We start from the raw sequence: 18,277 nt of genomic DNA, 5'->3' as shown, positions 1-18,277 counted from the left end.
ATTGTCTGTGCGTTGGCTAAAAATTGGCTCTTCTGGTTTTGCGAAGCTAACAGACTCTCCCCTCATTCATTTATTATTTCAAATAGACCGTTTCCCCCTCAAAAATCTTAGGTGCAAAATCGGTAAAATAGTTGATACTTTCTTGGGTGTTCAAAACCTTCTGAAAATTAAATTTTTGGTGACCGTCCTTTAAAACGACCTTGCCAATTAAAACAGAATTCCTAGGTATAGAAGAAGAAATGGAACTTAAACTTCTAACCTTGATTTCTTCACCTACCTTATAATCAAAATCGTTTATAACCTCGCAGATTATTACATCGCTTTCCTCCTTTTGAGGCAAACTGTTTTTTGATGCATTTACATTTTGGCTTGTGCCACGGGTTGTTCCAAAAACACTCTTTTGGGTTTCAACTTTTTCTTTCTCACTCTTTGGGTTTTTAGTATTGGCAACAGTTTGAGAATTTGAAGTTGAAACTGAATTAAAAACGGGAACAAATACCTTGTCATTATTGCCGGGTACAATTCCAATATAAAAAGATGGATTATAATATTTTAATTCCTTCACTCCTACTCTCTTCTCCTTTGCTAATAATTCAATGGATGTCTTTTTAGTTACTTCCACAATCTCAAAGTCCTTTGGTGCAAGCTTCGTTTTCAATATTGGAATTTGATGCTCTTTGTGAAAAGACATAACATAGCTTGCAGCCATAAATGCCGGCACATAACCTTGCGTTTCTTTCGGAAGGTATTGCATTATCTCAAAGAAAGACCGCTTCCCTCCTGCCCTCTTTATAGCCTTGTTTACATTTCCTGCTCCACAATTATATCCTGCAATAGCCAATGCCCAATCCCCATAAATAGAATACAAATCTTTCAAATATCTACATGCAGCAGCTGTTGCTAAATCAACACTATACCTTTCATCAATATAGGAGTTGATTTTAAGATTATACGCTTTACCTGTTTGAGGCATAAATTGCCATAGTCCTGCTGCACCACAATAACTCTTAGCAGTTGGATTCAAAGCTGATTCAATAACTGATAGGTATTTGAGTTCTAATGGAATTTGATATTTTAATAAATATTCCTCGAACTTTGGAAAGTAATAATTTGAATTGGAAAGTATTATGGAAACGTTCTTGTAACCATTGAGGTAATTGGAAACGTATTTGTTTACAATTGAATTGTACTCAAAAGGGAAAGGAGAATTTTTGGATAACTCCCCAAAACGTTCTTTTAATTCTGCTTCCGTGGATTTAAGAATTTTACCCTTAAACTCCCCTCCCTCATATTCCAACTTTGAATAATAATAAACAGAACTCAAACTATCCAATACCTCCAATACCCTATCCTCTTGGGCAAAATAAAGCAATGGGGAAAGAAGTATAATACAAAGGACAAGCCGTTTCATTTATCTAGTGGTATTAATTAACTAATCTAAAAGATTAGATTCTATTCGAAAATAATATATTTGAATATAAAATCAGGAGAAATCTTGTTAATTGGTTGAATAATATAGTTAGCAACCATTTTAAAGGATCATAAGAGACAGAATATGAAAGTAAAAGAATGGCTATCAGAGAAAGAATTTTCGTTTCATAGAATTGAGACATTAGTATTTTTATTAGTTTCTGCCGGGCTTCTTTTAATGAAAGTTGTAATTCCCTTTGTTAATGGCTACACGACAAATTCAATAGTTCATTTCCTTGTGTTTTTAATAGTCTCTTCTATAATTGTAGCTTATTGGTATTACGACAGATCTGTTTTTCCAAGAAATAAAAATAGCCGAGAACATATTATCATAGCTATTGTTACAGAAAACGCAAAACAGAAGACTAGAATTACAACTGACTTCGCAAACCAAATCAAAAAGCAGATAATTGCATTGGGCTTGGACACAAACTACGATGTAACAGTCCTCCATAACCATCAATCAAGGGTTCTTCAAAATAGAATTAATCTTTACTCACAATCTTTAAGAGCTAATCTTCAAAACTCCGTTGATGTTCTAAAATTCAATAAACTAACCAAAAGACTAAAGGCCAAGTTTATTATTTATGGAGACCTCATCAAAAGAAATCCGGATAATAGTACTTTTTGCTTGAGCCTTGAAGCGATGATATTGCACAGGCCAACAGACCAGCAAAGTGGGAAATCAATACATGATGAATTCCAAAAATTGTGGAACAGAGAGATTACATTTTTAGAAAAGGAAGAACTAACTGGCTTTAAGGCTAACGCTGAACAAATATTCTTTACCGCTTCATACATGCTCGGATTGGCAACATTTGTTGATAATAATTATTTACAAGGTATTAAAATCTGGGAAGGACTGGAGTTACATTTAGGAAAAAAGACCGAATTAAAAGAATACTTAGAAAATGTAAAGAGATTAAAATCTGCTGCATATTTTATTTATTCTAGGTTCTTATACTTTAATTCACAAATTGAAGAATCTGTTGCGTATCGTATTAGATATCTTGCTTTATTTCCCAATGAATACGATAAATACTTGACAGAGGCTATAAATCAAATTAAAATTAGAAATGATGCAGAACTCGCGCTTGAATTTATCAGAAAAGCGGAAAAAATCGCGCCTCAAAATGAGGGGACTTGGAGATATAGTGAATTTTATTTGTTGATTAGACTTTCTCGTTTTAGCGAAGCGCTAAAATCTTTAGAAGATATTATAAAAAATGTTTTTCCAAATGAAATTGATACAATTAACCAAGTAATCAGTTACAATACGACTTGCATAAAAGAAGATCCGCTTCACATTCAATCCAATTTCATTATTGGAGCACTTATTTATAAAAAATTAAATCAACCAATTCCTGCATATGAAAAGTTCGAACTATTCATAAAGCAGGCGAAAGGAAATACAAAGTTTGAACTACTAACTGAGAAGGCAAAAGATTATTTGGGCGAAATAAATAAAGTAATTGGTGTAAAGAATTAAAAACAATTACTAACAGGGCTTTGCGTTAGTGCGCAGGCAGTACAATTAAAAAGATTTTAGTAATTAATAAACTTTGCTGATGGCCGACAGTTTTGAGTTTCAAAAGCCCTCCAAACTAAAGCCCGAAACCACTACTTAAACAGAATTAAAATTGATTCAACTTCCTTTTGAACCTTCATGAAATTTTCCTCCAAAATAGTTGCTCTAATATTTCGCTGTTCTTGTTTAATTAAAATTCCAAGCAATCGTTCCTTATACACATCTATTGAAATGCCTCCGCTTTTAAAAAGTTGCTGCACCTCCTCTATCTCAAAAGACTGTCCCACCAAAGGAACAGGTGAGCTTTCTAGAGAAGCAACTTGCTGATTAAACTCATTTATCTTTTCTTCCGAAATCTTAAAGTCACTTACAAATTCAGGGATTTCACTCAATGAAAAACTAGAATTAAAATCCTGAACGCGTTTTAGTTTTCCCTTAAACCAACTCTTTTCACTTTCCACCACCTTACCAACAAACACTCCCTGCTCCAAAGAAAACATATCCTGTGGTTTTAATATTTCCCTGTGTTGCTCGCTGTAACTCTTACCTTGGTTTTGACTAGATCCTGAATCGTTGGTGCTCTCTCCTAGATTTACACTTTCCACATATCGATATTCTCTTCCTACCAATTCACTTACATACTTCGCTGTTTCTAGTCCTGAAACATTCCCAAAAAACTGGGTTGCCAAATTCGATACCAATGCATTGCGCTTATCCTTACCATACATCGCATCCATTTGAGAAAAATCTTGTGCCATGTAAACCACTGCTAATTTATTACTTCGGGCAGTAGCAGGAACTTCATCTAAATTCGGAATGTAAATAGTTGGACCTTCATCAATCAACGCGATGCTCTGATGCTTGCCTTGCTGGTTCATTACTTTTAAAAATACAGAACCAATAAATGCTATTATAGGAGAAAGTGCGTTTCGCACAGAAGGGTCGCTTCCCAAAACTACAAACTTCGGATTCGTTATATTATTGAGGTCAATCGTAAAATCATTTCCTGTTAGTACCCAATTAATTTCAGGGGTGTTAATTTTTTGTAATTGCATGGTAAGACTTCCAATAACCCCAGCCAATTGGTCGTAGGCGTTTTTTTCAGAAGCTTCCTTAACACTCTTCATCATGCCCTTCGTTTCTACATCTGAACTTATCATCTTTACAAGTACAGATGTTTCTGCATTCAATAAAATATTTATCACATGAGGTAGCGTGCAATAGTCTGGAAAATTTCTCTTCATAAACCATATCACTGCTTTCAATAATCCTGCTGCACTCTCCGGAAAGAATCCTCCTTTTTTAATTGCCTCTCTATCTAAATTTGAATACAATGCCCAAGCATATTCTTCCACATGAGTTTGTGATTCCAAAAATCTTGGGTCTAATGGATTAAACCTATGCGACTTTGAAAGTTCTGTAAATGAAATAGGGAAAAATTTTATTTCATTTCGTTTATGATAAAGAAAACTACTATATACACAATTGGCTAACGTTGGAAATTTAAAGTCATACACGAAGCCGGCATACTTCTTCTCAATAGCCTTATAAATAATTGGCTCAGCAACAGAAGCACTTTTCCCCGCTCCTGCACCTCCTATAACAAGCACCGACCTAAATGGGTTGGGGATATTTACGTATCCACCATGACCTTCTAGCACCAGGGCTAAATCCTTTTCACTTGCTTTACTTTCAAGTGTCAACGAGGTTGCTTCTGTTTGAATAGGTGCCGAACTGCGATAGTGAAGTATTAGAATAAGCAGGCAGGCATTCGCTACAAAAAACAAAGTTGGATATAAGTAGTAAATAATTGTAGTGGAAAGGTTGGAAATAAATAATAGAATGGCAATGCTAAAAAATGAAATGAGGTACAAGCTAATCTTTACGGCACTACTAAACTGAACTCTCCTAGAGGTTTTAGCAAAAACTTGTTTGGAATTATAAAATGAAATGACAATGAAAAGCAAGAAATAAAGTGCCTTTACAATTTCTCCCAACTGAAAGGAAAATCGTTTCGTTGCCGCCCCTCCTACTCCAATCAGTCCCAAATAATCTATTCCAACGGCAAGAAGTGCAAAGACCAACACCAACAACAAGGTGTCCTTCATTTGCATTGTATTAGGTTTTGTCATAGTCCAAATTTTCGTCTTTTCTTTCTCCTTCTTTCCTCCCTCTCTTGTTTTCCTTGTCCAATTTCCACACTCGCGCTTTCAATGGTATCTAAAAGTTTTTCGAATTCGCTGTTGGCAAAAGTCGGCTTTTCTTCCAACTTCTGAAAATTCCCGTCTTGAAATACCTCGGGATGTTCACTTCGATAACTCTTACTTCCTTTACGAATATATTCAGGGATATCCTTAATGGGAAAATTATTGGAGCTGTCCCTGATAAATGAATTCATATTATAAGAAAAGGTTTTATTAAATTTCATCTCCTCTCCTACCTGTTTTAATTCACGAAGTGTGCCTGAAGTAAATCCCATCTTTTCTAATTGAATAAACTGCTTATCTACAATCCTCTTCTGAGTCTCGTGGTACATGTCCACATTGGAACGATAATTAAATATGTATTGAAAAGATTGCTGGTTCTTTCGCTGGAATTCCTTTAATTCAAATTGCCTACTTATATTATTTCTAGCAGTAAGTGCATGAATATTTTTCTTCATCAATTTATCTCGGGAGGAAACAATAATATGCGCATGCATCGTATTTCCTGGTTTTGGGTCGCCCACTTTAAAACTTGGAGGTGTTCCATTCTTGGAGGTATAAACACCAACCTCCTTTTCACTATAAAATCTTTTCTCGTGAATAATTCCCACCCACACTAAATCTTCCTTTTGCACCTTATCGTTTTTAAAGGATAGGGAATAGTTAACCATGGTATGGCGAACAAACTCTCGAAACTTCTCTTTATCGTTTCCAATAAACTCCAATTCCTCATTTGATGGATTTACTGAAATGGAGAAAAATTTGTGGTCTTCTTGTTTACACCCTTTTCGATTTTCGTTTATTCGAGCGATTGCTTCCGAAGAGGAAATGTTCACTCGGTCAAAATCGAAGTACAAATCATCCTTATCAATCTTCTCCTCGTTACCTACTAAATAGTTCTGCAAACGTTCAACCCCTCCCCTATTTGTATAATCTTTACTCTCTGCTTTTTCAGGATTATCAATCTTGGTTATCATTGGCTAACTTTTTTAAGGCTTCGTCATTTCGGTGAATCATCCGTTCGGCTAATTTTTGATTCGGACTTTGATTCATCAAAAATTGGGTATTAACTAAAATTTCTTTCATGTAAACCTCCGAAACTTCCGATGAACCACTTCCATTCTCTCTAACCAACCCCACAATTTTTCCCATGACCTCCAACTGTCGCTTTTCAAATTCCTTTAAAAAACCAGCCGTATAATTATGGTACCGAAACACCTCCTTAGTCAAATTTTTATCAAGCAAATCATCCAACGTTTTTAATGATATTTTGTTCCGTATGATGAAAAATAGAATCTCGTCCAAGCCTTCTTTCATTCCCACTCCTTGTTCCTTACAATAGCTTTTAAAGAGCTTCTTAACGTGCCCTGAGACGGAAATCTTATCCTCTTTTAATACTGCTTTCTCCATTACTGTAAATGTGCTAATATTTGCCTAAATATACGTTTTTAATTCTCATTTACAATACATTAACTCACAAAATAGCTTTGCTATTTTATATATAGCTCAAATACACCGGATTAGTGCTTTCTTCTTGCTAATACCTTACACACACATTTATATTATTACATTCTTCCTTCTCCTGAACGACATATCTTTGCATTTCACCCGATGGTTATACAGGCTCCTACCCGATAGCGATGGGAAAGAAAAACTTATTCGGTTTACTTCTTCTCCTATTCTAAAGCCAATTAGTTGGGAATTCAAATTGCCTCAAAAAATGCACAATATCTTTCGGGTGCAAGAACAATAGAATGAACCTGAGACAGACTCCAAAGCACTAGTAGTATAGCTGTTCTTTGTAAATTTGTAATTTTACAATATTACATTTTTGTAATTTTACAATTTTATATTTTGCGGCAACCCACCCATTATTGGGGCCTCGAAGAAAGGGTTTACTTAATAAAGGTGATAAAGAATAAAATCAGCACTAAGTAAATCCGAAAAAACGGCAGAATATACTACCATATGAAAAGTTCACTCCAAATAGAAAGGAAGGGTAACTGTATTTATACAATATTGTAATTTTACAATATTACAATATTACATCTTTACATTTTTATAATATTACAACATTACATTCTTACATATTTACATAATTGTAATGTTACAGTTTTACACAATTACAAGTTTATAAGTTTACATTATTACATAATTACAATATTACATTTTTACATATTTTTGTAATTATAATATTACAAATTTACAATTTTGTAATTTTACATTATTACAAGTTTACATATTTACAATATTACATTTTTACAATTGACACTATGGAAACAAAAATTATAAGCTTCTACACCCAAAAGGGGGGAAGTGGAAAAACAACCTTAACCCACTTAATGGGCATTGCCTTAAGCGCAAAAGAAGTTGGCAAAAAAGTGTTGGTAGTGGACAGTGACCCACAGCGTTCCTTAATGAAAATACTCGAAGACATTCGAATGAGTAATGAAGACCCAAAATTAAAACCTCCGTATGACCTTGTCTATTCGCCTATAGGGGAAATACGAGATACCTTACGTAAGCATCATGGGAAATACGATATCATTCTAATTGATATGCCGGGAACATTAGATATGAAAGGTGTAAGATCTGGTTTACTAGCTTGTGATGTAGTTTTTATTCCTATCCAACCATCTCAGTTAGATTTTGTGTCCTCTCGCGAAACCATTGAAAAGATTAAGGAAATCCAACAACTGAAAAAATCAGAGAAGGAAGACTTTCACTACTACTGTTTAGTTAACCAAGCTGAACCGAAGAAAGTAAGAACCCGTGAACTCCTTGAGTATATTGGGGCTTCAAAGATTCCACACCTAGAAGTACCAGTACTTCGTTACGAAAAATACAAAGACATGATGAATGAATACTCGGTGGATATCTTTAAAAAGAAAAACTGGGGAAATGAAGAATTAGCACTTAGAAAAGTATTTGATGAAATCTTAGAAAAACTAAACTAAAAGCAAATCATATGAGCACAAAAAAATCAAAATTCTTATTCAACGATAATTTCGATAAAATTTCTGATAAGATAGAAAAGGAAGTGGAAGTAAGAAAGGGCAATCCTGATGATGACCACTTCAAGGTAGATATTGAAAAAAGAATCGACACCTTGGTTCAGAAAGAAAAAAAGAAGGCATCCGCCAAGAAGCCAATTCCAAATGGAGAGGAAAGGGGCAGAAACAGGTATCAAGCCATTGCAAAGGAACTAATCCCTGAAAAATTTATTGGAACAGGCGAAACTGGAACACTTCCCGTATACAATGAGCTTTTAACTAAGCTGAAAATTTTATCTACGTTGAAAAACACCTCTATGCGCGACCTTGGAAGTTTGGCTTTATATGAATTATTGAAAAAGGAAAAGTTTGTAGATTAGAATAAGAATTTACAAAATTGTAAAATTACATTTTTGTAAAATTGTAAAAATGTAATATTGTAAAATTACATTTAACCTTTTTTGTTAAGTACTGCTTTTAGAAAACAAATACCATTCTCGCATTCTACTGAGAAGCTTTTCTTGCTTCTCGGTAGATAAGGAATTCTCAGTTTCCCAAATTTCGATAACGCTAGGTAAGGAATTGTCGTGTTTGGTAAAATTCACTTCACAAATCATTTTCGGGTACTGCGTGTGTATTATCACGGTCTTTCCAAGAAACTCAGATAACAGGAACTTTGGTAAAACTTTATTCTTCTTCATTGAACCACAAAATTAAAATGCAAATTCTTGAGTGCCGCAAAGCTACCTATAATTCCTTGAAAGGTGTAGAAAAAAGTACAATTCTCCGGTGCCAAGTTCAATTTTAAAACCTTCGGAACAGCCTATTAATGGTTGTTTCAGAACAAAGGTGTAGAAATTCTTACATCTAGTAAAAGCAACATTCGACTTATAGAGGAGCTTAGTTGTGGAAAAAATTAAAAATACAACGGAGCTTATGATTGTAATAGTCTGTATAACAAATATATATAAGTAAAGGTGTAGAGATTCTTACATTCCAAGAAATCCCAAAGGTGTAGAAAAAAGTACATTCCCTCCGGTTCGACCTGAAAACCATTTCTGTTGAAATACCTGTCAAATAAGAGATTCGAGCCAAAGGTGTAGAAAAACATACATGTATAGGCTACTTTGAAAGCAGGACCTTTTGAAAAGCCCTGTGGCTAGGTTCAAAGGTGTAGAAATTAATACATTTGATTACAACATGAAAAGCCATATATTATTAATTATCAACACATTATACTAAAAGGTGTAGAAATTCTTACATTAATTCGAGTACGATTTAAGCTAGTAAAAGTAAGGTTTTAATGGGAGGAAGGTTAAAAGGTGTAGAAAAAAGGACATTCCTCAAACGGAAAAATTACAGTATTCGTCTATTATTCAATAAATTACGATAAAAGGTGTAGAAAAACCTACATTATTGGACATTCGGTTAGAATAGCTAATTTGGTTAGCAATGTTCGGTTGCATCTGGCTACTAATCCTAAAGCTCACATTAGGAAGTAATGGGGACTAAAAAGGCAAAGGTGTAAAGATTCTTACATGTGGAAGATTTGGACTAAAAGACAAATATTTAATAATCAACTAGTTAAACACAAAGGTGTAGAGATTCTTACATTTCGCGCCAAAAATCATCTTTAAATTGATTTTGATTTTTTTCAATTTTTTTCTTCCCTTGCAACTGCCACATTTTCAGGTCCCTTTGAAAACCAGTATTTTCGCGTTTCACATTTATTCTAAATACTTTTACAATTGAATAAATTGTAATCTATATTGATAATTGTAGGTGACCTATACCCTAATCACAACAACCCATTCAAGGAATTTAGGTGTAGAGAAACCTACATTAAAGTGTAGAAATTCTTACATAGGGGTGTAGAGATTCTTACAGTAGAGGTGTAGAGATTCTTACGCACAAATAGGGTAGGTGTAGAGATTCTTACATCAATCATGCAACCCCCTCTGAATTTCGAATTTAAACTGGGTTAGGAGAGAGGTAAGGACATAGCTAGGTACATTATTAATTGGATTGCCGTTCTGCGCTTTAATCCTAATTACATCCATCAAATCAAGTAGTTTAATTTGGATGGCGCCAAGGTTCACTACATTGTCAAGAAGCGGTTGAACTTTTAACATGTGTTCTTGCTTAAAACCAAAGTGCAACTTTAAAAGCCCTTTAATACTCTCAGCCTTGGTTTCCATGAATTTGATTTGACCAACGGTAATGATTTTAAACTTCACATGGCTAACTTTTCCTTCCGTTCTTTCAAACCCTGCTACTTCAAACCAGCAATCACTTTTTTGGTAAAGTTCTTTATGTGCCACATCAAGGACATTTCGTTTAAACTCTTTAAACTCGCTGTATTTATCGCCCATGAGTAACATTTCACGAAGCTGCGCATATTCAATAATCGCCCCTCCTTTATCTTTCCAACGAGAAATTAATTGATAGATGCGTGCTGTGTATTTGTTTTTGGCATTGTAAGCGATTTCATATAGGAAATTCGTGTATCCTTGCTGCACCATAACCATGCGCGCTGCCACATCCTTGGATATACGAATAGAAAAATAATGCTTTTTCTTTTGGTCAAGTGGAAGGTAGGCTTCGAATAATCCCCCAACGCGAATCGCTTCTACCCCGGTAATAGGGTCAATCCCTTCAAAGGTAAAAGGAGAGGTAGAGAGCTTCATTACGGCTTCCCACACCTCTTTATATTGAGAATGTTTTTTGGCTATGTCTTTAAAATCAACTTTAAATTCTATGTGCGAGTTAGGAGTTTGAAATAGTTGCAACTGCTGAATGGACTTTGTTCTATCTTTTACCACTTGGTTGATGGTATCTTGCAAAGCCTTGATAATGGTAAGGAAACAGCGTTGTTGCATAATCGTATAATCATACTTTGCGTTGGTAATACGATTAGGTTGCTTGATATTGGTCATGCTCGTGACATCGGGAATCATAATTTCCGTTTTTTTCTTTTTCGAGCTGCCTTTTTTATTTTCTTCCATCGTGAATAAAAAATTGTATCAACACCTTGGTAATCCTACCTGAATCTATCGCCCAAATTTACTAAAGTTTCGGGCAATATCCTCGTAAAATAAAACAGTCAATCAGGTATTTATCAACTTTTAAAATTTAATATCCGCTTGGTTTCAAAAAGTCCCTGGCAGCCCAATGGGGCTTTTTGAAATTTTTTAAAATAGAAAAACCCTTGTTTTCTTTCGTTTCACCGAAAAAGAAAACAAGGGTTCGCCATGCTAGTCAGCGTGCGCAGGCACTTTAGTTTTTTGAGATGTAAAAATAAAATTCGTTGCCTGTGTTGCTTTTCGATACGCTTTAAAAATAAATTGGTTATCCTCTTTTAATGCTGTTAGCCATGTTTTAATATAAGCCGCTGAATTTTCAAGGGGTACATTTATACCCATTCTAGCGCAAGAAAAAACGGCACTTAGTTCTGCGATAAGTTCCTCAAAAGCATATTGAGCGCTCTTTTTATCATTTATTTGTGTTCTATTCAATCGGCTAGAGTGTCCTGTCCAATGCGCTAACTCATGGAAAAACACAGGATAAAAACTAAGTTCTTTTTCAAATTGATACGTTTCAGGTAGTTTAATAAGGTCAAGAGTAGGATTAAAATAAGCTCGGTCTTGGTCTTGAAAAATAATTTTTAAATCGGGGTGCAAATTGGTAAACAATTTTACAAACTGTCCCACTTCAAATGGTGTAAAGGTGCATTTTTTGGGAAGTAAAAAAGATTCTTGTAAGCCTTCGCAGTCGCACACATTAAAAACAAAATAGCGTTTTAAAAAACTTTCTTTGAAGTAGTTTTTCTGTTCGTTTTCGGTTAGTACCTTATAAGCGGCTTCTTGGATTTTATTTTTTGTTTCCTTATGAACATACAAGAAGGAAGTAAAAAAGATGTCGCACCCTTTTGCTCCTTTTTTAAGGGTGGCATTTTGTGCGTTGATTTGTTTGAAGGTTAACCAGTTGTTGACTTTATAATGTCGTTGCTCGTATTCTAGGGACAACATGAGCATATTTAAACCGCTGTAAAAATTTCTTGTAACGGGGTTATAGGGTACTTCTTCGGAATTCATCCAAGGTTTTTTGAAGTCCAAATTCTCTTGGGTTAAAAAAGAAATAATTCTTTCGGTAATGGATTGATAAATTGTTGTTTTCATTTTGTGCGCCCGTTTTTTATCTGCTGGCTCCGCAGGGGTTTAGATTAATTAATATTGATTGATTTACTTTATTTGATTGTTTTTATACCTCTTTTAATTGGCAATAATCTGCAAGGTCTTTTAAGTTGATTCGACCAAAATTTGAGCTATAATAGCCTTGTTTTTCATATTGCGCTTGCCATTTGTTAAAAGCTGCTTTAGCTTGTTTGGGGTTGTTATAGGTTTCTGTTGGGTGGATAGTGAACCCATCGGGGGACACTATCACATACTTACTTTTCTTGCTCATAGATTTTTTTAAATCCTTCCTTCATCAGCGAAGGAAAAATAATTTTCATTTGTAAAAATTACGTGGTCGTGTAGTGCTATATCAAAAAGGCGTGCAGCTTCTTTAATTTGCTGTGTGATTCGTTCGTCCGCTTTGCTTGGGGTCAGGTTTCCGCTTGGGTGGTTGTGCCCAATGATAATACTGGAAGAATTAGTTTTAATAGCAACAGCGATAAGGTGTTTAATATCAACCACACACCCCGCCACGCTTCCAATTCCTAGGTTATAAAAACCCATTACTTGATTTGCACGATTAAGGCAAAGCACATAAAAATACTCTCGTAGTTCTAAAGTGTCGGGGTCTGAAATTTGCTTCAACACCTCAAAAGCGCCTTTGCTTGTTGTAATCTTTATACGGTCTTGTGTGTTGGTTTGGGACTTATAGGAAACTTGAATTTCTGCGATGTTTGAAAACATAGAGTTAGATTTTAAAGGTTAGTAGATAAAATCAACTCGATTAAATTTTCTTTTGTCAAGCCCATTTTTTGGACAAAATCAAAACTGATTCCTAGAAAGCTAGATAATTTTTTAGTTGAAAAGTTGGCTAATTCTGCACGTGAGTAATTTTCCCCGATAGAGGTAATGCAATTTGTATTCATTTTATTCGCCCGTTTTTTTCTCTAAGCTGGCTCCGCTTACGGATAAATTTATAATTAATTAACTATACAAATATACAGCGCAAAACCTCTGAACGCAAGTATTTACAAGGCTTTTAACTAACAATTCTTAGCACCCTTTACTTTCTTTCCCATCGCCAAGTCGTAGGCTTTAAAACAAACCACTTTCCATTTTTAATGAACAATGAACTCTTAGAATTTATAAAAGGGTAGGGGAGCAAGTACTACTCAATAGAGTAGGTCTTGCCATTAAATAACAAATTTGCAATGTGTTGAAAATTGTACTTTTACAACGTATTGCACCAATTGAAGCGGTGGGGAAGAGAATCCAAAGTCAACTAATCTCTATTTATAAATGGCAAAGACATATGGCAGCTTACAAACTAACCTAAATCACAAGCAAAATAACTAGATTGACCGGGCAAGACTTTTTTCATACTTTTAGTAGTAATCCAAATAAATTTAAATGAAATTTAAAATTGTATCGAAAAAGATTTTAGAGTATAAAGTACTTACAATTATCCTAGTTTCTTCATTACAGCTAAGTAGCCAAAATACGCTGTGGGCTTGGGGAAGTAACTTTTATAATCAATTAGGTGATGGTACAAACGTGAACAAAAACACCCCCACTTCAATAGGAACATCTACAAACTGGAAAAACGTTGCTTCGGGGGGCAGCCACACTCTTGCAATAAAAACCAATGGTACGCTTTGGGCATGGGGTTCCAACTTTTTATCTCAATTAGGAGACAGTACTACTGTAAACAGGTCCATCCCTACACAAATAGGCATGGCTAATAACTGGTCGAGTGTTGCCGTGGGTGTATACCATTCACTTGCAATTAAAACCGATGGTACATTGTGGGGATGGGGAAAGAATGATGCCGGTCAATTAGGAGATGGCACAACTTTCGATAAAATTGTTCCTACACAAATAGGAGTAGACACTAACTGGTTGCAAATTGCTGCAGGATATGGGCACACTCTTGCAATTAAAACCGATGGCACGCTATGGGCATGGGGAGCAAATCTTGTAGGACAATTGGGAGACAACACAACTATAAGTAAAAGTGTCCCCGTGCAAGTAGGCACCGGAAACAACTGGTCGAGTATTGCTGTGGGTGGGTACCATTCCATGGCGATAAAAACAGATAGCTCGCTATGGGGGTGGGGACAAAATTCTTTCGGGCAAGTAGGAGACGGCACAACCTTAAATAAAATTATCCCGACACAAATAGGTACTGCAAACAACTGGTCGAAAATAGCTACTGGTGGCGTCCACACCCTGGCTATAAAAACCAATGGTACGTTATGGGCGTGGGGAATTAATGCATCTGGTCAATTAGGAGACGGCACAACAGTGAAACAGATTATCCCTAAACAGATTGGTACGGCTGGCAACTGGTCGCAAATTTGTGCGGATGACTTCCACAATCTTGCAATAAAAACAGATGGAACCTTGTGGGCATGGGGAGAAAATACTTTTGGTCAATTAGGCGATGGCTCCCTTGTGGGTAAGATTATCCCAACGCAAATTGGATCAGCAACCAACTGGTCTCACATTGCAACCGGCGAGTCTCATTCTTTAGCCTTTCAAGGTGCAACAAGCAGTATTTATACTAATGAGGTGGCCAAGATGTTTCAAGTATATCCAAACCCATGTAATGGAATTTGTACTTTGGATTATACCACAGCACAACCAGTAACCTTAAAAATACTAAACAGCCAAGGTCAAATGGTGTACGAAAGTTTAACCGCGGATAACACAATTGATTTAATAAATCTGCCAGTAGGAATTTACACGATACTTATTTCTACCAATAATGCTCTTTATGCTGAAAAGCTATTAAAGCAATAGAAATTTCTCATCGCTAAAAAATGCCCTATAAATTGAAAATTTTTAACTAATTTCTTTAAAGGAAGCGGTGGGGAAAAATAACCCGGATGGAAGCCCGAAAGGGTGCTACCGCGTAGCATTCGCAGAACGACAGCCGGAGAAAGTTACTAATAAACTAGATTTTCTCTCTTATCGCTTGAATCTTCTCCAAACCCAACTGTTCTTTTAAATCATCATTCCAATCAACACCTTTGCTTGCCTCTAAACGAATATGTTCTGAATGATCAAACTTTAAGGTCATCAAGCTTTCATTAATAGATTTCCAATTGTCAACCGTATTTACGAAAGATATTTTTACAACACTTTCATACTTATTAAAAGTGCGTTCTATAGTAAACGGATATTTTTCATCATTCACTAAGTACAATTCCTTATTCAATCGTTCGTACTCATTGCAAACGCGCTGAAATTGCGGAATATGTTCCAATAGATACTCTTCTCTTCCAAGATTATCTAAAATTTTATTGTGCTGGAATTTCCAAATAACTTCTCCGTGCTGTCTATCCTTATATCCTGCATGAATATCACAATCCACGATAAGCTTATTATTCTTTTTATACAACTCATCCATATACTCATCAGGCAGGGCAATTCGAGAAAGAATCTTTGCATTAAATTGTTGCCCCTTACTGTTATTATCATTCGCTAGAACAATTTCCTTAGGTTCTAACCTAGTAATAATCTCTTGGTATAAATCAATATGCGTTTTGGAAAGCTCTCCATTACTGGCAACTAGAACAGGATTGCAGGTTGCCAAATCCATTTTCTTTAATTGTACATAGGACAAAGAATCAATCGGATTTTCTGAAATAATTAAATGGGTAACCGGTTCGTTTCGTTTATAATCACTTGACCAAATCCCTATGGATTGGAAACTATCGGTGGCAGTAACTTTTAAGTTCTCGTTCTTTCTTACATACCCACATATAAAGGTTTTATTGCCATCGCTTGCGAATAGAGGGAATACGGTATTTATATATTTTACGGGTGGCTTATGCGTAGAAGAAATCTTTGGTCCATAAATGATTTCATTTTTAATTCTATTCTTGCACAAGTGCGAGTTCAAGATTTCCATCGAAAGTCCCCGAGATCCTAAATACTCTTGATGGTAAAATTCAGGCAGCACTTGGTATTTGCGTTGAACTTCGGCAATGGTTCTGTCGGTGTTCTTCTTATCCTCATCACTTTTTAACTCAATGGAAACACCTACCGAAGAAAAATGCCCTTTCTCCAAATTCTCCACAAAGCCATAGATTTTCTTCTTTGCCATGGGAATAGAAAATGCTTCACTGCGGTACTTAATAAAAGAAAAAATATTCCCTCTGTCTAAATCGTTATAAATGTTCTTGTATAGGTACTGCTGCTTACCATCTTGAACCACTCGTGAAATTAGCAGCTTGTCACCTATTTCGTTCTCCACAAAAACATACCTTGGATTCCTAGAATCGGCATTCTCTTTCGATGTTCTTTCTTCATCCAGTCTAAAACCGTGTGTAAGACAAACAAAATCAATAAGGTTTACCTCTTTGAGCTTTTCTATCTCTTCGAATAATTCTTGTTTGGTCTTCATTTAGATTTTTTTACGTGAAAAAACGTAAGTTTTTCAACTTTACTTACTTTATATCCCAAGGCAGAAAGCACTTTCTTCATCGTAGTATTGTAATGAAAATCATCCGCTTTCAAATTTTGCAACTGCTGGTAATTTATCTTATTGGTCTTGCAAAAAGAGGATAGGTTTTCCCCTTTCAGCTTCTCCTTGACCAATTTCTTTGCTTTCTGATAATCTAAGATAGTAGTGCTCATCCTTGGCAAATATAGGAAGAAATGAGTGCGCGAAAGAAATCTACTAAAATTTTATTATACTATATATTTAGTATACTTTTACCGCTCCATGCAAAAAATCCTTTTATCAAACATACTTTTTAAACTATTCCAACATCAAAAAAAAGGGCTTGTGGTGGCAATTTCCTCTTTGCTGACCCTGGCACTCTTGCTTAATATCAAGGGTATCATCAGCTTCTTAGCAGGGGATGAAATAGGAGTTTTGGATGTCTTATGTACCCTACTATTTGCCTACATGATTATTGACCTCATAAATGCCTTTGCATTAAAAACAACCACAAAGACTTCCGAACCTACCGATAATGCCAAACCGACCGAAGAAAATAAAGGAGTAGAAACAAAGATTCTGCAAAAGGTTAGCTATTCGGCTAAAAAAACCATCGCAACCTCGCCTAAAAGTATTTTAGCAGAAAAAGTTAGTCCACCCATTGAAAATAGAACCCAAGTCCCTACCTTTGCGCCCCATGAAAAATCGGAGCCTTTACCCGGCACCGAAGCAAACTTAACCCAAGAGGAAATTCCTGTAAAGGAAACTCCTCTACCTGAAGCAGAAACCGCCCTATACAGTAGGGCATATAAGAGAAGTAAGTTTGTTTAATTAACACTATCAAAAATGAAAAAAGTAAATCTGAATTTGTTGCTAACCCTAACCGTGGTTCTAGTAGCACTATGCAATCAAGACTTAGCAGCACAAACAGCACAAAAAATACAAAGTCTGACCGCTACAAAAGTAAAGCCTGTTGTAAATGCATTGCTAGCCCTGATGGTAGTAATTGCAGCAGGGAGAGCGGTGTATAAATGGTTTTTCCAACAAAGAGAAGCAGCCGGAGAAATAGCTGCCTTGGTAATTGGAATTATCCTTTGGGGAGCTTGGGCAATATTTGCCAATGAAATTCTTCAATTCTTTGGAGTTCCTATAACTGTATAATGAAAGTTCCAAAAAATATAGAAAAGCCAAGCTATATTTTAGGATTACCATTAGATGAGTTTAGAATTCTAGCCATATTTTTCCTGCTAATATTTTTAGTGTATAACATATCGGCTTCCTTTAACTTTAATCTAGGGTTGTCCTACTTTGTAATCATGGGTTTTATCCTTTGGGGACTGTACCTGATTTTAAAAAGGTCTTCCAACAAGAAATACCCCGGGTTCCTCTTGAGCTTTTTATCCTATAAATTTCAGCAACCGAAAAAGTTAGAGACCTCCAAATTTAAAATTGAAATC

16 protein-coding genes are annotated in these 18,277 nt (G+C 35.5%); 6 read left to right on the top strand and 10 right to left on the bottom strand.

The window, feature by feature from the left end; genetic code table 11:
- Positions 1-73: 73 nt before the first annotated feature.
- A complete protein-coding gene (locus J0M08_06875; GenBank protein ID MBN8702769.1) occupies positions 74-1,411 on the bottom strand; it encodes a lytic transglycosylase domain-containing protein in 1,338 nt (445 codons plus the stop codon).
- A gap of 144 nt (positions 1,412-1,555) precedes the next feature.
- Between J0M08_06875 and J0M08_06870 the strand changes: the two genes are divergently transcribed.
- The gene (locus J0M08_06870; protein MBN8702768.1) at positions 1,556-2,959 is read left to right on the top strand and encodes a hypothetical protein; all 1,404 of its coding nucleotides are present in this window, start codon (positions 1,556-1,558) and stop codon (positions 2,957-2,959) included.
- Between the two features lie 131 nt (positions 2,960-3,090).
- Here J0M08_06870 and J0M08_06865 read toward each other — a convergent pair whose 3' ends face one another.
- Genes J0M08_06865 through J0M08_06855 form a run of 3 tightly spaced genes read right to left on the bottom strand, consistent with a single transcriptional unit; the run spans position 3,091 to position 6,612 of the window.
- A complete protein-coding gene (locus tag J0M08_06865) occupies positions 3,091-5,130 on the bottom strand; it encodes a type IV secretory system conjugative DNA transfer family protein (GenBank protein MBN8702767.1) in 2,040 nt (679 codons plus the stop codon).
- Positions 5,127-6,179, bottom strand: coding sequence for a hypothetical protein (locus J0M08_06860; GenBank protein MBN8702766.1), 1,053 nt, complete (start codon positions 6,177-6,179; stop codon positions 5,127-5,129). The genes J0M08_06865 and J0M08_06860 overlap by 4 nt, the downstream gene beginning before the upstream one ends.
- A complete protein-coding gene (locus J0M08_06855; GenBank protein MBN8702765.1) occupies positions 6,163-6,612 on the bottom strand; it encodes a hypothetical protein in 450 nt (149 codons plus the stop codon). The genes J0M08_06860 and J0M08_06855 overlap by 17 nt, the downstream gene beginning before the upstream one ends.
- Before the next feature lie 863 nt (positions 6,613-7,475).
- Here J0M08_06855 and J0M08_06850 point away from each other — a divergent pair.
- Together J0M08_06850 and J0M08_06845 are read left to right on the top strand one after the other, a co-directional pair.
- On the top strand, positions 7,476-8,159 hold the full coding sequence (locus tag J0M08_06850) for a ParA family protein (GenBank protein ID MBN8702764.1): 684 nt from the start codon (positions 7,476-7,478) through the stop codon (positions 8,157-8,159).
- A gap of 11 nt (positions 8,160-8,170) precedes the next feature.
- Positions 8,171-8,575, top strand: a complete 405-nt coding sequence (locus tag J0M08_06845; GenBank protein MBN8702763.1) for a hypothetical protein — start codon at positions 8,171-8,173, stop codon at positions 8,573-8,575.
- Between the two features lie 1,560 nt (positions 8,576-10,135).
- On the opposite strand, the gene J0M08_06840 is transcribed toward J0M08_06845, so the two are convergent.
- The 4 genes from J0M08_06840 to J0M08_06825 form a co-directional block, all read right to left on the bottom strand.
- Entirely contained in the window at positions 10,136-11,200 is a 1,065-nt protein-coding gene (locus tag J0M08_06840; GenBank protein MBN8702762.1) for a replication initiation protein, read from the bottom strand.
- Positions 11,201-11,449: 249 nt separating this feature from the next.
- The gene (locus J0M08_06835; protein ID MBN8702761.1) at positions 11,450-12,373 is read right to left on the bottom strand and encodes a DUF1738 domain-containing protein; all 924 of its coding nucleotides are present in this window, start codon (positions 12,371-12,373) and stop codon (positions 11,450-11,452) included.
- An 82-nt stretch (positions 12,374-12,455) separates the two neighbouring features.
- Complete coding sequence (locus J0M08_06830; protein ID MBN8702760.1) at positions 12,456-12,659, bottom strand: hypothetical protein; 204 nt, start codon at positions 12,657-12,659, stop codon at positions 12,456-12,458.
- 8 nt (positions 12,660-12,667) lie between these two features.
- Positions 12,668-13,114: a JAB domain-containing protein gene (locus J0M08_06825; protein ID MBN8702759.1), complete on the bottom strand. Its 447-nt coding sequence runs from the start codon at positions 13,112-13,114 to the stop codon at positions 12,668-12,670.
- 666 nt (positions 13,115-13,780) lie between these two features.
- On the opposite strand from J0M08_06825, the gene J0M08_06820 reads away from it, so the two are divergent.
- Positions 13,781-15,172, top strand: coding sequence for a T9SS type A sorting domain-containing protein (locus tag J0M08_06820; protein MBN8702758.1), 1,392 nt, complete (start codon positions 13,781-13,783; stop codon positions 15,170-15,172).
- Positions 15,173-15,326: 154 nt separating this feature from the next.
- Here J0M08_06820 and J0M08_06815 read toward each other — a convergent pair whose 3' ends face one another.
- Together J0M08_06815 and J0M08_06810 are read right to left on the bottom strand one after the other, a co-directional pair.
- Positions 15,327-16,781, bottom strand: coding sequence for a toprim domain-containing protein (locus J0M08_06815; protein MBN8702757.1), 1,455 nt, complete (start codon positions 16,779-16,781; stop codon positions 15,327-15,329).
- Entirely contained in the window at positions 16,778-17,014 is a 237-nt protein-coding gene (locus J0M08_06810; GenBank protein MBN8702756.1) for a hypothetical protein, read from the bottom strand. Before J0M08_06810 ends, J0M08_06815 begins: the two co-directional genes overlap by 4 nt.
- Positions 17,015-17,102: 88 nt before the next feature.
- Here J0M08_06810 and J0M08_06805 point away from each other — a divergent pair, with 88 nt between their 5' ends.
- Positions 17,103-17,651, top strand: a complete 549-nt coding sequence (locus tag J0M08_06805; GenBank protein ID MBN8702755.1) for a hypothetical protein — start codon at positions 17,103-17,105, stop codon at positions 17,649-17,651.
- 15 nt (positions 17,652-17,666) lie between these two features.
- The gene (locus J0M08_06800) at positions 17,667-17,981 is read left to right on the top strand and encodes a hypothetical protein (protein MBN8702754.1); all 315 of its coding nucleotides are present in this window, start codon (positions 17,667-17,669) and stop codon (positions 17,979-17,981) included.
- Positions 17,982-18,277: the final 296 nt, after the last annotated feature.

This window comes from Bacteroidota bacterium, from assembly GCA_017303975.1.
In the GTDB taxonomy this organism is placed as follows: domain Bacteria; phylum Bacteroidota; class Bacteroidia; order JAFLBG01; family JAFLBG01; genus JAFLBG01.
Note: the sequence above shows the minus strand (reverse complement) of the source record. Positions and strands in the feature narration are given on the sequence as shown.